Genomic DNA, 15,402 nt, shown 5'->3' on the forward strand with positions numbered 1-15,402 from the left:
CTCAATCAGCGATAGCAGTTCCTGTCGTTCTTTATTCGCCAGCTTCACTGGCGTTGCATGGCGGCCTCGGCTCATCGAGAGATGATAACCGAGGCAAATTATTATTCAACCTATTTACGGGATGTTGCACTAGGGTCACGCTGCACTGGTTCGAGCCGCGCCAGCGTGATCAGAAAAGCCCGCCCTGCCTCCCATCCCGCGCCGGCGGCAGCGACGCGCGGGCTCGCCGGGCACCGCGGCGGCGCGCGAGCCGCCGCACGTGTGCGACCAGCTCCGCCCTCACCTCACCAGCCATCAGAACCAGCGCATACAGCTGCACCCCGTCCGGGCCGGGTTCCGGTCGCGCGCGCAGCGAGGCACGCAGGGCGAGGCGCCGCGCCCGGTCAAGCAGCTGGGCGCGGCTCATGCCGGGCCAGCACGCGGCCATGAACGCGGCGACGGGCGGCGGCAGGGATTCGGGCGCGCAGCCAGACGGCAGGGCGAGGGCAACAAGTTCGAGGCGGTCGGCCATGGGCGGCCAAGGAAGTCCGGGCCTTCCGATCCTGGCGTAAATCCGGCGGCGCCGCAATGGCGCGGTCCGCAGCTATGCGGAGCGCACCGGCGGCCACCTGCCCTCGCCGGTCCGGGCCGTCAGCCGATTACCGCTGGCGCCGAGGGCCAAAGCTCGCGATTTATAACGTTTGCGAACATCATCAAATCCAGAGGATTTTTAGCGGAGCGGAAACGGCGTAGTGAGCTGGCCATAGGCACGGCGAACGAGCCGTTTCCGCTCCGCTAAAAATTCGTTGAGCTAAGCCGCTCCGCTGCCGGTGGCTATGGGAATTGAATCGGTGCAGCGCCGGTTGCGAGCGTCGAATTCACGAAGGAAACCGAAGACAGGAACGAATCTCGTTGCACGATTTGGCGGGTGCGTCCAGCCACGACGGAAAGCAAACGCCATCGGTCACGTGAGCAGAGCCCGCCTGAAGCGCGATGGACATACGTGCCCAGCGGACGCGCTGGAGGTGCCGGGTTCAATACCGAGGGGGACATGCGGACTTGCTTCATTGATGGCATGGTGGTGCCCGCGGCAGAGCACCAGGCAGGAGATATTCCACACAGATCATGTGACCGTGCTTGCAGACCGGGCAGCCGCGCAGTGATCGACCCGTCAGCTGTGCAAAGTGGTCGCGGTAATCAAGTCTGGATATCACGCAGGTTTCGGCGGGCGGCGCGTCGAGCAGACGGCGACATGCTGTAAGGCTGGTTTCGCGCAGCCGGTTGCTTAGCAATCCATAGTGGCGAATTCGTTGCAACCCGTGTGGCAACACGTGCAGCAGGAAGCGGCGCAGGAATTCATGGGCTTCCAGACGCATTACGCGCGGATGGCCTGGTTGGCGATAGTCCTTCCAGCGAAACGTGACATGCTGATCGGTCTGGCTGATGAGGCGGTTGTTGGAGATTGCGACGCGGTGTGTGTAGCGGCCGAGATAGTCGAGTACCTGTTGTGGGCCACCGAATGGCTCCTTGGCATAGACGACCCACTCAGCTCGGCGCTGGCCGGACAGATAGCGGGCAAACTGGCCCGGTTCAGACAGGTGGGCCAGTGACGAGAAGAAACGCAGTGCCCCGATGTCAAAGGCATGTTGCAATCGCTCGAGGAACAGCCGGCGGAACAGACGCGAGAGCACCCGAACCGGCAGGAAGAATCCAGGCCGGCAAGCCACCCAGCGCGTGCCGTCGGCGGCAAGGCCACCGCCCGGGATCACGCAGTGCACATGCGGATGGTGGACCAGATTCTGTCCCCAGGTGTGCAGCAACGCGATGAATCCGATCGTGGCCCCAAGGTGGCGGCGGTCCGCAGCTATGGTCTGCAGCGTTTCGGCGGTTGCCTGGAACAGGATGTCGTAGACAACACGCTTGTTCTGGAATGCAATGGCCGCAATCTCTTGCGGAACGGTGAAGACGACGTGGAAGTAAGGCACGGGCAGCAGGTCCGCCTGGCGGTGCTCGAGCCATTGTGCCCGGGCGAGCGACTGGCACTTCGGGCAGTGCCGGTTGCCACACGAGTTGTAGGCGATGCGCTGATGTCCGCAGGCGTCGCACTGCTCAACATGACCACCCAGAGCCGCCGTTCGGCATTGCTCGATGGCGCGCATGACGCGACGCTGCTCGCGGTCGAGCGAGTCGGCGTGCAGATGCCGGTATGCCGGGCCGTGGCGTCGCAGGACGTCCGCCAACTCCAGCGGGGCCTTCATCGCGGCTCAGACGTGGTCAACCGGTGGTTCTGATGAAGCCGTCGGCGACCTTGACGGTAGCCGGTCAAACGGGCTGGTCGTCGCGCAGATCGTGCTTGTTGCGACCTTCAGATAGCGCGCCGTTGTGGCCAGGCTGCGATGGCCCATCAGCAACTGGATCAGGCGCACGTCCGCGCCGGCTTCGAGCAGGTGCGTCGCGAACGCATGACGCAGGGAGTGCGGCGTGACTGGCTTGGTGATACCGGCACGGCGACGTGCGTCATGGCACGCCTGTCGTATCACGTCGGCGCCCACCGGTTGATCCGGGAAGCGGCCGGGAAACAGCCAATACTGGGGGCGGCCGATACGCCAGTAGCTGCGCAGGACCTCCAGCAGCCGGGGCGAGAGCATCACGTAGCGGTCGGCGCGGCCCTTGCCCTGTTCGACACGCAGCATCATGCGCTGGCTATCGATATCGCCGACCTTCAGCCGGGTGGCTTCCGAGATGCGCAGGCCGGCGGCGTAGGCCACGATCAATACGGTACGATGCTTGTCGCTACGGATCGCTTCGAGGAAGCGCGTGATCTCGTCCTGACTGAGGATCACCGGGAGCTTGCGCGATGTCCGCGCCATCGGGAGTTCCTCTACGGACCACTCACGTTTGAGCGTGATGTGGTACAGGAAACGCAACGCTGCAGTGGCGACCACCAGCGTGCTGGATGAGCGCCGCTGAGCTTCAATCAGGTGCACTTGCCAGGCGCGCACCTCCTCCGGACCCAACAGTTCAGGGGAGCGCCCAAAGTACCTGGCAAAGTTGCTGACCTGCTGGAGATACACGCGTTGCGTGTTGGCCGCGAGGTTGCGCACGCGCATATCCTCGATCATGCGTCGACGTAGGGGTGTCATGGTGGACTCCGCTCTGAATGGTCACGGCAGCAAACTGCACTGCTATCGTCCCACTCGAACGGACGCGCCCTATGGATGATCCCGGAGCCGATGTCGCTGGCCAACTACCTCCTCCCGCTTCAGCGGGTTAGTTCAATCGGTCTTATCTTGAGTCCCATACGTGCATCGATTCAAAAAATGCGATCGATTCTATCCAACACAATTAGATACGGTAACGAAATACTATTTGTGTTCATCTCGATATTCTGAGTGATATCATCAAAATTCATCGCGAAATATTTTAATAGTAGTACGTATAGATTTTAGGAATCGATAATCGCGCCTCGAGGCTCGGGACGCGGATACGCAACCGTGCGTCACCTCATACCTGCATTTTGCGCAACTCGTTGATTTTTCCTTGCACAAGGCGACTCGACATCGTGTTCCCCGGTAGTCAGGCTACAACCTCACACGCCCTGCACCCGGAAGCATCCAACGATATTCAGACGATCATTTCGGGGGCTGCCAATTTCGCCACGCGCCCGGTTCGTTGACGTGTGCGGCGCATTCGGGATCAATTCGCGAAGGCGGTTTCGTCAAACAGGTCTGGTGCCACGTGAGACACGGTCGGTTCCGGCACCGCGCCCGCGCGGACCTGCGCCAACGGATCTGGACGCAGCCGTACCTCCTCCACCGCGCTGATACCGCTTTCGATCAACTGCTGCAGGAAGAAAGACGGCCTGCGGCCAGTCGCTTCGCCCAGGAACTGGATCCTGCGCTCGATGACCGGATCGATGCGGACCGCCACAACCTTCAACTTTTCTGCGCTCTTTTTTCTGCCCAACATGTGCTCCCTGACATTTCACTTCATCGCATTCTAATCGGCACCCTCGCTGGCGCCAGCCATCGGCCGCTCGTCTTCCTCATCGCGACACGTCAACAGGCGCCCGGTTAGATCCGGGCAGACGTCTCAGGCTCGGGTCGGGCTCCAGCCTGAGGTGAAACCGGAATTTGCCGATCCGCGGCGTGCCGGTCCAGTCGCACGCCTCGAAAGCGAGATCGGTCGCCGGACCAGACGGTGACGCGCCGCCCGGAGATCACCCTCGGCGTTTCGGGGGTTTCGGTGAAGCGGACACACGTGCAGCGGGCTTTTGAGATGCAGCCGAACGTCTCGTCTTCGACGCACCAGCCTGGGTTTCGGGCTTCGGCTTTTTCGGGGCGGCAGGACTGGACTTCATATCCGGCGCAGCGACGTTGTCTTTTGGTGTCAATTTCGCGGTCGCAGACGACTTCGACGCCGTCGACCCCGGCGTGCGTGCTGTTTGCGGGGCGGCTTCCTTGCGCGTGCGCTTGCGCCGGGCCGGGGGCGCATCGGCAAAGGGCTCCGTGTCGATATCGATTCCGAACACATCCCCCAGGTCCACGTTGTCGAGTACCTTGCCGGACGCCGGGCCGGCTCCTGCCCCGGAGAGGTTCGCACCGGTGCTGCTGACGAGATCGCCAGGGTCGACACCACGTAACGTAAAGAGCAATTCTGGCTGCTGGTCGAGCCGCGCGCCGACGCCATAGAGTACGGCGGCGACGTGCTTGCACATCGCCGCCCAGTCCAGGCAGTTGCAGCCGAGTTTGATCTCCTTCGGGGCGGGGAAGAGTCCGCTGCCCGGCTTGCAGATGCGGCCCATCACCGCAGCCGACAGCTTGCCCTGCAGCAGTTCGACCATGGAATCAACCGACGATGCGCACTCGACACTCAACGCCCGCCACTGTTTTTCCGGGCAGGCTGTGACATCGATTTCGATCTCGTACAGGCTGGACCCCATGACCTGTGCACGGATCCTGCCCGTCGTAATCTGAAGATCGATCACGGAACCATTGCGCACATAGGTGCGACCGCGTGGCAGGCGACTGGCGTAGTCGCTGTAGTGTTCCAGGTTGTCGCACCATGCCTTGCCCCAGAAGGTCTTCGCAATGGCCCCTCGATAGGGTGCGATGGGCGACAGCGTCTTGCCTGCCTTGATCGCTTTCGCAACCAGTTGCTCCGCCTGCTTTCTGCGCTCAGCCACCGGGACGTAGGGTTTCCATCCACCGTAGTCAGCCATCGGCGTTCCTCTCCTTGATCAGTTTGCCTGCGCGGAATGGATATCGAGCCTGACCAGATCGAGCAGTTCGCGGTCGCTCATCTCGGTCAGCAGCAACTCCGCCCCGCCTTCAAGCACATCCTTCACCAGCTGCTGCTTTGTTTCGATCAGCTGGTCGATCCGGTCCTCGACCGTACCCCGGCAAACGAACTTGTGTACCAGAACATTCCTGCGCTGGCCAATGCGGAATGCCCGGTCCGTCGCCTGATTCTCGACCGCCGGATTCCACCAGCGATCGAAGTGGATGACGTGGGAGGCGGCAGTGAGATTCAACCCCGCGCCGCCCGCCTTGAGCGAAAGCACAAAGAACGGGACCGATTCATCTTCCTGGAATTGCCGGACGAGTTCGCGGCGTTTGGCGACGGGCGTTCCACCGTGGAGAATCAGACCTTCCCGGCCAAAAAGCGAGCCGAGGTGGGCAGCCAGGGGCTCCGTGGTTTCGCGGAACTGCGTAAACACGAGCACCTTTTCCTGTTTCGCTGCGATCACGTCGACCAGTTCGCGCAGCCGCGCAAATTTGCCGCTGGCTTCCGGCTGCCACGCCGCATCGCCAAGCCACTGGGACGGATGGTTGCAGATCTGCTTGAACCGCATCAGGTAGCTTAGTACGATCCCTTTACGTTCAATGCCCTCGGTACCATCGAGGGCCGCAGCCAGGTCCTTGACCGCGCGTTCGTACAGGGCGGCCTGGATGGGGCTCAGGTGACACCACGCCTTGAGTTCGGTTTTTTCCGGAAGATCGGCGATGACACGCCGGTCCGTTTTCAGGCGACGAAGGATGTAGGGCCGCACAAGAGTGCGAAGCGGGCCGAAATGTTCGGCTTTTGCCAGACGCCGGGTCAGACCGGCAAAGTCCTTCGCCGAGCCCAGCAGGCCGGGATGCGTGAAATCGAAAATGGACCACAGATCCGACAGGCGATTTTCCACCGGGGTGCCCGTCAGGGCGATGCGTGAGCGGGCCTGAAGCTTCTTGACCTGTTTCGTCTGCCGCGCGCCGGGGTTCTTGATCGCCTGGGCCTCGTCGACAATGGCGACGCGCCACTGCATCGTTTCCAGAACGGGCTGGCGCAGCAGCGAGCCGAAGCTGGTAATGACGAGGTCCGTCTGCGCGAGCCTCGCGCTGTCCAGGGCGCGCAGTTCGTCTGCAGGCGTCATGGACGGGTGCGCCACCAGCACGCGCAGGCCCGGCGCGAAACGCTCCGCTTCCGCGGCCCAGTTTGCCAGCAGGGACGCCGGGGCGACCAGCAGGCTCGGGCGCGGGTCGACCCGGTCGCGCCTGAGGATCAGTAGCAGGGAGAGGACCTGCATGGTCTTTCCGAGACCCATATCGTCGGCAAGACACGCTCCGAGCCCGAGCTGGCTGAGCAGGTAGAGCCAGCGCACACCGGCCTGCTGGTACGGTCGAAGCTGCGCTTTCAGATCGGGACCCGGATCGACGTGCGCCAGCCCTTCGGGCTGGCGCAACTGCTGCAGCATCTGTGCAAGCCAGTCGCCAGCCACGACCTGCGCCCAGTCGCGCTCGCCGAACGCGTCATCTTCATCACCGGAGACGCCCGCCAGCAGACGCAGCGCATCGTTCAGCGGCAGTCCCGCCTGCGCGGCCTTTTCCAGACCCTCAAAGCGCTGAAGCAGGCGGCCCAGCTTCTTCGTGTCCACCTCGATCCAGCGCCCGCGAATCCACTGAAGGCCGTCGGCCCCCTTGAGCAGACTCCGGATCTCGGCCGGACTCAACGCTTCGCCATCGAGCGACACCTCCATCCTGAAGTCGAGCAGTGCTTCCCTGCCCAGGCGTGACGGAGGCCGCGTCCCGACGCTCGTCCTGACCGCGGGCCGCGCGGGGCGTCCCGCGGCCCAGCTCGCCGGTAGTCGAATCATGATGCCGGCCGATTCCAAGGCCGGCAAATCGGAGAGCAGGCGAAACGCGTCGGCCGGCATCCAGCGCAACGGGTGGTAGATTTCGTGCGATTCAACCATCGCGCGCAACCAGTCGCAGCGTTCAGCCGCACGCTGAACCGGCATCAGGAGGGAGAGAAGCTGTGCCTTGTTGCGCGCACCGGAAAACTCTTCGAGCGCCCGCGAAAGGGGTTGATGCTGCGTCTTGCCATGGGCCGACAGGCGCGCAGCGTACGTAGCCAGGAACGCGAAAGGTGCTTCGGGGTCCTTGCGGTTTTCGGCTAGGTTGAAGTGAACCCGGCCCACCAGATTCCATGCAGGATGACGCAACCTGAGGAATGCCTGAAGTGACTCTCCTGATTCAGCGAGCTCGTCGCGCAGGGCGCCATCGATTTCGCTCCACAGTGCCGCCAGAACATCCGGCGTGAGATATTCAGCGCCCGTCATGGGTGGCGCGTCGTCGATCAGTGTGCCGAGCTCCGTTGGGTCTGGCTCTGCGACCGCGATTTCCCCACCTTCCGTCGTAGTGCACAGGGCCGTGACATAGCGGGCTCCCAGTTCTCGCCACCACGCCCAGGCGGGCGGCAATGCCCGCCCGATGGTCGCGCTTCCCAGATAGAGCAGACCGTGACCGGCGCCGCGCGCGAAAGCTGCGCCCAGCGCTACGTCATCGGGCAATGCCGGCGCCTCGACGTCGGGTGCGGCAAGCAGATGGCCGGCCGGGGTGATTCTTGGCGAGAGGCGATCGGTATCGGTCAAGGACATGAACAGTTGATGGGGAAGAGTCCCGGTTTCAAATGTAGACGGAAACGATCACGTATCGCCTGCGCCGTGGAAAAAATGCCCGGTCCTGGTCGTGGGACGGATTGTTTCGCAGCACGTCACATGACATCGCCGGGCAACGCATCCGTTCACCGCGCGCAACGCCAGGCCCTTCCGGGTGCGGGCACGCTCATCGTTACGACGCGGGCACGGTCCGTCACCGGTTACCGGGGGCGATGTCGTGCATGTTCATCGTGCTCAGTGCTTCGGCCAGCGCGGCCCCATCGGTCGGGAACGGCTCGTCCCAGACGGTGGACGTCCCGGACGCGTCGATGATTTCCAGTATCCAGCCGTCGTGACCCTCATCGCCGGCGCGATAGATGTGCGCATCGACAGACGTGCCGCCACGCGTGATGCGCGTAGCCAGCGGGGACAATGCCAGCGGATGAAACGCGTCATCCGTCACCCGGCCAAGCGAATCCACAAGGAACACATCTTTGGACCCGCTCCCGTCCCGGGCGTCCCGATTCGTCGGTTTGGTCTGCGTCGCCGTCCTGGCCTTCGGCCATGAACCTGCCGGGATCGTGCCAGGCTGCTCGCCCTGCCCTATCAATCTGCGACGTTCCTCACACCCGTGGCGATGGATATTGAGTGCCGACGCCGCAAGCTGGAGCGCGAACGACCGGCGTTGCCCGACCGTGTAGTCCCGTCGCGCCAACTCCTCGTATCCGGAGGCGGTGCCGAACAGCAGGATGATATTGAACCACCAGGGGTGCCGTTCGATCAGCGGCTCCCAGGCCTCCCGGTCGATGTCGATGCCCTTGCAATACCCCTCGCACCATTCATCGAGGACGGGAACCTCTTCGCCCTCGTATACGCTCGTGCGCAGCGGGAGTTCGAACAGGTCGGGGCATTGATTCAGGGTGTCGTTGATGTCGTTCCAGTACTGAAAAATCAGTCCTGTGACCTTGCGGGCCCGGCCTGCCGACAGGAATCTGGGTTGACGGGTTGCGTGCCTGGCATCCCAGATCCAGGGAAGGATCGCGGCCGGCATGATCGGGTTCGGTCCGGAGATGACGGCAGTCAGAAACCCATGCAACATGACCGCACCCATCGCATCGTCGCAGACGGCATTGCCCGAAAGAAAGCGTTCGAGGAATTCCAGTTCTTCGTCAGTCAACGGATTGTTGAGTTCGGGATCGGGATGATCGAATTTCATGGTATGTCCGTGCGGTATGCGGCAACCGCGATGCAGTTCACCCGCGCTGGCGTTTCCGTTGCCGTCGACGTTCAGCGCTACGCCGCGCTCGTGAGGCATTTCGGCCAGTGTCGCAGTCCCGGCATTTTATCCGAGGCGCGATGCATAGACCGAACGCCGGGCGACACGCGATGAACGCTTTGGCTGCCCTGTCGGCGGTTTGTTTGCCAGGGGCCTGTCACGATGGCAGGCGCGTGGCCTAGTCCGAACCGCACGTGCTGGCTGGAACGCATCCACGCCGGCCAGGCATCGCGGATGCCCCGCGGTGCGGCGGCGCTTTGTCATCACGCCACCGGTCAGCCAATCTGGGCTGTTGGGCAACGTCGTCGCAGCAGTGCCGGCCCGCCCCGGTTAGCAGCGGCCGCGGGGTAGCACCATTGCTTACCGACAGTCGTACGGCGAACTGCTGGTCTCGGCCAATACCAGCCGTCCTCGATCGTCGTCGCATGGTCATTCGAGTGACCGCTTCGCAACCCGAAAGAGTCTTGACGGTCGGGCAGTATCCGGTGGGTTGTCTAGCGCTTGAATTTTGTTGATATCCTGTGAGCTTCGAATTTCGTCACCGCACTCGCGCGAACAAGTCGGAGCATGCACATGACGCCTGAAATGGGCGAGTTCTATCGGTCCGGTGGTATAGAGCTTGCGCGAATTTGCGCCAGCTCCGATGCGTCTTTCCCCCCTCATACCCACGCCGAATACGTCGTCAGCGCCAATCTGTCCGGCTGTGAAGACATTTACGTCGACGGAAAGAAGCTGCGCGCGACCGAAGGTATGGTCACGATCTACAACCCCGAAGCCGTGCAGTCTTCTGCCTTCGACTCCAGCGGGGTTGACGCTGAATTCATCTCGCTTTACATCGAATCAGATGAGTTGGTCGGCATGGGACAAGCCAACGGATGGTTGTCCCACTCGACAGCCCCCGAGTTGAGTCAAGGCGCATTTACCAATCCCGCCCTGTATCAGCTGATACTGGCCGCGTATCAAGCAAAAAGGGACAACTGCGAGGCAGACTTCGAAACCGCCATGATTGAAATCACGGCGGCGCTGTTGACCCATCGCGATCACGCCATCGACAAGCCAGGCCGCCGCGAACTCGCGCCGGTAATCGAGTATATGAGGACGCAACTTTGCGCCCCTGTCACGCTGGATGTCCTGTCAGCCGTGGGAAACGTAAACAAGTATCACCTGATCCGCAGTTTCAAATCGTTAGTTGGGGTGACGCCAGCCAGGTACCACATGCAACTTCGATTGATCGAAGCGCGAAGCCAATTGCGTCGCGGCGTCGAAGTACAGGATGTAGCATTTGAACTCGGCTTTTACGACCAGAGCCACTTCATCAACGCGTTCAGGAAGGTACTCGGAGTGAGCCCGTTGCGGTTTGCCAAGCCGCAGCGCCTCGTCAGACCGGGAGCCCGAGAATAAGACTCCGATAGCCAGACCATACGACTTGCCAGGCAAAGAAAGCGAAAAGTGCCGCCGACGCGAAATAGCAGAACGACAATGCTCTGGCGCCGAACGCTTTTCCACCAAGCCTGGCGACAGAGCATGCCGCGCATGTCCAAGCGCCCCCCGCGACCAGGAAGCCGGCCAGGAAACGAGCCATTGCCTCCCAACCCTTCGCGCCCGCCTGTGCAATCAACGCGCCACCAACTGCGGCGAACCAGACGATGGCCGATGGCGACGACAGCGCAAGCAAGATGCCTTTGAGCAACTGCTGCAAATGTGTCCCGCTGACCTCGTAGTGCCTGCGCGATTGAGTGGAGACCGGCTGGAATGCGCCAAGCGCCATTTTCGCCGCAAGCACCGCAAGGACGACCGTCCCCCCGAGCCACATCCCCCACCTGACGGCGGCAAATTGCAACACGGCTGTCATCCCTGCCAACGCAAGGATGGCATAGAGCAAATCTCCAACACACGAACCTATTCCGAGCCAGAAGCCGCTCCAGTAGCCTCTTTGCATGGTTACGCTCATCATCGCGATGTTGACGATGCCGATGTCCAGACAAAGAGAGAGGGAAAGGAGGAAGCCATTGGTTTGCGGACTCATGATACGAGGGATTTCTGCGTTGACCGGTAGATGCACCTGGCAATGGCTTCAGCTGCGTAGCTAGAAGGCACGGTCAGGCGCGCGAATTGGGAGCCTGGATAGTCGCGCGGATGGAAGGAGAATGATTGGAAGAAATTGACAAGCACGGGGATGACGTCCCATACGGAAACTAATGGCCGTCGGACTTTGCACCCCACACAGTGAACACTGCGGTTGTACAATCCTTGGGTCGCGAATAATCTCCGCTGCCATGCTGAAAATCAGTCCCCCGACGTTGAGCGATGCCGACGCGTTACTGGCATTCGAGGTCGAAAACCGTGCTTACTTCGAGCAATGGATTAACGCTCGCCCTGACGACTACTACAGCGCTTCCGCGGTTCGCGAAGCGATAGGAGCAGCAACGAGCGATAGAGACGACGATCGAGCCTATCAGTACCTCGTTCGGCTCGACGATACGATCGTCGGCAGAGTGAATCTTGTCAGCGTTACTCGCCCATACTTCAACAGGGCGACGCTTGGATATCGGATAGGAAGACGCTTTGCAGGACGTGGCTATGCATCTCAAGCCGTTAAGCGTGCGATGGATATTGCCGCAAGCGAATTGAATTTGTCGCGAGTGGAAGCAATTGTACGGCCTCAGAACATCGGATCGATGCGAGTTCTGGAGCGGAACAGCTTCGTGGCGTTTGGGCGAGCCGGCAGGGCCATGCATTTTCACGGCGAGTGGCATGACCTCGTCTATTTCGAATGCCATCTCGACGAGCCGGGAGCGCCGCCTGCAACAGGTCCAGCGATCGCTGCATTGACTCCCAAATCGAATTAGTCGTCTTGGGACGGATGATAAGCAAATGCACCCATTTGGCCGCAGCCGAATGGCCGCTCTCGCTCGAGGACGCGACAATCCCCTCTACGCTTTTGTAGGACCGCTATATCGGGTCGGCTACTGCCGAACGTCTGGACTTCGTCAAACGCTGAACTCCTATACCTTTTCCCAAATTCGGCGTAAGCCGCCGACGAACGACCCTGGCGAAGTGTGCCCACACGTCGTCAACGCTTACGTCGGGGGCAACAGATCAGAAAACCGCAACCGTTGTCATTGCTCGCCAGACCGCCAGGCGGCGACGTGACCTGCCCGAGGAAAAGCCCCATGTCGGACGTGCCGTCGCCGAAGTCCGGCGCCGGCGATTGAGCGCCCGTTGGCGGCGACCCACCGCAAAGTGACGAACCGGGCCAAGTGTCGATATATGCCCCTGCGCGGATGATCCGCTGCCCGGTTTCACCAGCGACATCCGAAATCACGTTCGCCAGCTGGATGTTCATCTGGGCGAGCGCTTTCTGCATGTGCTGCACACAACGGGCCTGGCCCCTGAGCAGCATCTCGCGCTGGCGCGACAGACTGCGCAGGGAGCACACGGCCTCGGCGGGCCGGAACGCGCCGCGCAGGAGACCATAGGCGTGCAGCTGCTGCAGCCATTGGCAGTCGAGCACGTCGCTCTTGCGGCCGGAGACATTCTTGACGTGCCGGGCATTGACCAGCAGCACTTCGAATCCACGCGATTCCAGCAGCTCGTAAAGGGCAATCCAGTACACGCCGGTCGATTCCATCGCCACCGTCTCGACCCCACAGGCCTTGAGCCAGTTGGCCAGGGCGTGCAGATCGGCGGTGAAGCTCCGGAATTCGCGTACCGGCTCGTCATCCCGGTCTGGCGGGACGGCAACAAAGTGCGACGCTGAACCTATGTCGATGCCTGCAGCATTCGGGTTGGTGATACTCAGGGCGCGATTGCGTTGTGCCATGACGACTCCGTCATCGGAAGGGAGATGGCACAGGGTTCGGGTACGTCGTGCATGCTCACTCTCTCAAACGGGATGCGCTTGACAATCCAATCGCTCACCAATGTCGATGACGTCACCCATGACCACGCTAATGTGCGGGCAGATCTGCACCATTGGACGATCGGTCTTCCGCCTGCGCCGCGGAGTAGCTTGCCACAGGCGACGTCACAACGTGTTTCTTCGGTGCGATCTGCGGCGGGCGCGCCGATTACTGCGCTAATGTCGTGTTCTGGCTATTTACAGATGTCGTGTTTTTGAGCGCTGGCAAGCTGGCAGACTGCTGCAACCGCTGCGGGGCCTGCCATGAAGCCGGACACGACGCTGGTGAGTTTGAGCATGCGCGAACTGGACAGACTGAAGGTTATACAGGCGGTCGTTGAGACGGGCCTCAAGCCCGGCCGTGCCGCCGAACGGCTGGGTCTGACAGTACGTCAGATCGAACGGCTGGTGATCCGGTACCGGGAGCACGGGCCGTCTGGCGTGGCCTCGGGCCGGCGCGGTCAGCCAGGTAACCGCAAGCTCGACGAAGGCCTGGCGTTGCGCGCCCTGATGATCATCCGCGAGCGCTACGCCGATTTCGGGCCGACGCTGGCCCGCGAGAAGCTGGACGAATGCCACGGCATCCGGCTGTGCAAGGAAACGGTGCGCCAACTGATGACCCAGGCCGGCCTGTGGGTGCCGCGCAAACAGCGTCCACCGAAGGTCTACCAGCCGCGCGCACGGCGTGCATGTTTCGGCGAGCTGGTGCAGATCGACGGCAGCGACCACCGCTGGTTCGAGGACCGGGCGCCGGCCTGCACGCTGCTGGTGTACGTGGACGACGCGACGAGCCGGCTGATGCACCTGCATTTCACGCAGACCGAATCGACGTTCAGATACTGATATGACTTTCGCAGTCAAGTCCGCAAGCCTCTGTTGTGAGTGTCCTTTTGCTCTTCGGTGAATCTGCTGGGGGCGGCGCAGCCTGTAACGTCGACGGTGGATCCGGCTGATATCCGTGGGTTGGCTACCACATTACAGGGTGCCGTCGTGTGAACCTGCCGCGCTCTATGTCCGAGAGTCTGGCCTGGAGGCTGTCTCGTAGTATCTTGGCGGATTGTTCACGGACCGTGCTGCGCCGTCCTCAGCAGACTGTTGTTCCTCCGTTCAATGTGCGATGGGAGCCATTATCAATGCGTGCTCGGTCGGGAGTGAGGTCATGCGCGCAATATCCCACACGAATGCGGCTAGCTCCCGGGCGACCGCGGTCACCGCGACGTTGGAATGCTTGCCACGTGAGACCAGCCTGCGATACCGCTTGCACAGCCGCAGCTGTGCATCCCACGCGCGATCGATGATGGCCTTGGGCAGTCCTTCATGGCGTCGCTGGATGACGGGGCTTACCTTGGCCGGGTGACGGTACGACCATGCCGCTTCAACCAGCAGGTGACGCGCATGGCCGTTGCCGGCCTTTGTGATGCTGCCCAGCCTGCGTCTCTGGCCCGAGGAATGTTCGGATGGCGTCAGACCAAGCCATGCAGTGAGCTGCCGCGGGTGATCGAAGCGTGACAGATCACCGAGCTCGGCAAGCAAGCCGATGGCGCTGGTGAACTGAATGCCACGTAGCGCCTGGAGCGCTTTGACCACCGGATAGAAACGCCATTGTGGCGCCATCTCGCGCAAGGCCGTCTCGAGTCGTTCGCATTGCGCGAGACGGTCTTCAATGGTCCGGCGATATTCTTCGAACGCAAGCTGTTGCCAGTGCGAATCGAACGAGTAGCCACTGATCCAGCGCCGGTGTGCAGGCCCCCAGTCGGCGCGGCCGGTATAGCGCACGTCGTGGGCGAGCAGGAAGGCTTTGAGGCGTTGCCTGGTCTGCTTCAGATCCTGTTTGGCGGCGCCCCAGGTGCGGACCAGGTCACGAAACGCTTCGTCCTCGACGGTGGGCACGTGCACGGGCGACAGATCTCCAGCTCGAAGCGCGCGTACCAGTTTCGCTGCATCGCGGCGGTCGGTCTTGACCCGCTCGCCGGGCTTGCGGGGAATCAGTGACGGCGCGCAGACCATGCAGGGGTAGCCCTTTGCCGTCAACTGGCGATGAAGGCCGTAGCCGCAGGCGGCCGGCCTCATAGACGAACAAGACGTTCGATGCTTTTGACTGCATGCGCTTGCACAAGCGATCGATATCATTGGCTCGAGGCGCAATCTTGCCGAGGGCCTCTACTTCGCCAAACCCGACAGAATACGCGACCACGATCGAATCCTTGTCGGGTAGCAGCAGCGCATCACTGCGCCGCCGCCCCCTGAGAACCGGACGTGCGGGTCACCCCGCATCCGGCTCAAGCCATTGCTTCAGCACCATGGGTGGCACCGGGCAACCTGGCGGAG

The 15,402-nt window shown here is 62.0% G+C and carries 10 protein-coding genes and 3 pseudogenes; 3 read left to right on the forward strand and 10 right to left on the reverse strand.

The annotated features are described in order from the left end of the window. Positions 1–169: 169 nt before the first annotated feature. From AB4Y42_RS42410 to AB4Y42_RS42440, 7 genes are all read right to left on the reverse strand, one after another. Positions 170–511 (reverse strand): hypothetical protein, encoded by a 342-nt coding sequence (locus tag AB4Y42_RS42410; RefSeq protein WP_368697670.1) that lies wholly within the window; start codon positions 509–511, stop codon positions 170–172. A 532-nt stretch (positions 512–1,043) separates the two neighbouring features. Then, on the reverse strand, positions 1,044–2,237 hold the full coding sequence (locus tag AB4Y42_RS42415) for an IS91 family transposase (protein ID WP_368697671.1): 1,194 nt from the start codon (positions 2,235–2,237) through the stop codon (positions 1,044–1,046). 6 nt (positions 2,238–2,243) lie between these two features. Next, the gene (locus tag AB4Y42_RS42420; RefSeq protein WP_368697672.1) at positions 2,244–3,122 is read right to left on the reverse strand and encodes a tyrosine-type recombinase/integrase; all 879 of its coding nucleotides are present in this window, start codon (positions 3,120–3,122) and stop codon (positions 2,244–2,246) included. Positions 3,123–3,675: 553 nt separating this feature from the next. Continuing rightward, the gene (locus tag AB4Y42_RS42425) at positions 3,676–3,948 is read right to left on the reverse strand and encodes a hypothetical protein (RefSeq protein ID WP_368697673.1); all 273 of its coding nucleotides are present in this window, start codon (positions 3,946–3,948) and stop codon (positions 3,676–3,678) included. Between the two features lie 250 nt (positions 3,949–4,198). Continuing rightward, positions 4,199–5,200 (reverse strand): hypothetical protein, encoded by a 1,002-nt coding sequence (locus tag AB4Y42_RS42430; protein WP_368697674.1) that lies wholly within the window; start codon positions 5,198–5,200, stop codon positions 4,199–4,201. An 18-nt stretch (positions 5,201–5,218) separates the two neighbouring features. Further along, on the reverse strand, positions 5,219–7,897 hold the full coding sequence (locus AB4Y42_RS42435; RefSeq protein WP_368697675.1) for a DEAD/DEAH box helicase: 2,679 nt from the start codon (positions 7,895–7,897) through the stop codon (positions 5,219–5,221). Positions 7,898–8,111: 214 nt separating this feature from the next. Beyond that, complete coding sequence (locus tag AB4Y42_RS42440) at positions 8,112–9,113, reverse strand: UPF0149 family protein (RefSeq protein WP_368697676.1); 1,002 nt, start codon at positions 9,111–9,113, stop codon at positions 8,112–8,114. 633 nt (positions 9,114–9,746) lie between these two features. Here AB4Y42_RS42440 and AB4Y42_RS42445 point away from each other — a divergent pair. Beyond that, on the forward strand, positions 9,747–10,574 hold the full coding sequence (locus tag AB4Y42_RS42445; protein ID WP_368697677.1) for an AraC family transcriptional regulator: 828 nt from the start codon (positions 9,747–9,749) through the stop codon (positions 10,572–10,574). On the opposite strand, the gene AB4Y42_RS42450 is transcribed toward AB4Y42_RS42445, so the two are convergent. Further along, a complete protein-coding gene (locus tag AB4Y42_RS42450) occupies positions 10,552–11,199 on the reverse strand; it encodes a LysE family translocator (RefSeq protein WP_368697678.1) in 648 nt (215 codons plus the stop codon). The two genes, AB4Y42_RS42445 and AB4Y42_RS42450, sit on opposite strands and share 23 nt — an antisense overlap. 250 nt (positions 11,200–11,449) lie before the next feature. Here AB4Y42_RS42450 and AB4Y42_RS42455 point away from each other — a divergent pair, with 250 nt between their 5' ends. Then, positions 11,450–12,022, forward strand: a complete 573-nt coding sequence (locus AB4Y42_RS42455; protein WP_368697679.1) for a GNAT family N-acetyltransferase — start codon at positions 11,450–11,452, stop codon at positions 12,020–12,022. Between the two features lie 428 nt (positions 12,023–12,450). Here AB4Y42_RS42455 and AB4Y42_RS42460 read toward each other — a convergent pair. Next, positions 12,451–12,996, reverse strand: a pseudogene (locus AB4Y42_RS42460) (IS110 family transposase); the annotation flags it as partial. A gap of 342 nt (positions 12,997–13,338) precedes the next feature. Between AB4Y42_RS42460 and AB4Y42_RS42465 the strand changes: the two are divergent. Beyond that, a pseudogene (locus AB4Y42_RS42465) lies at positions 13,339–13,914 on the forward strand (helix-turn-helix domain-containing protein); the annotation flags it as partial. Positions 13,915–14,181: 267 nt separating this feature from the next. Here AB4Y42_RS42465 and AB4Y42_RS42470 read toward each other — a convergent pair. Then, positions 14,182–15,295 (reverse strand): annotated as a pseudogene (locus AB4Y42_RS42470) (IS110 family transposase). Positions 15,296–15,402 lie beyond the last annotated feature (107 nt).

This window comes from Paraburkholderia sp. EG286B (assembly GCF_040965655.1).
Classification (GTDB): Bacteria; Pseudomonadota; Gammaproteobacteria; order Burkholderiales; family Burkholderiaceae; genus Paraburkholderia.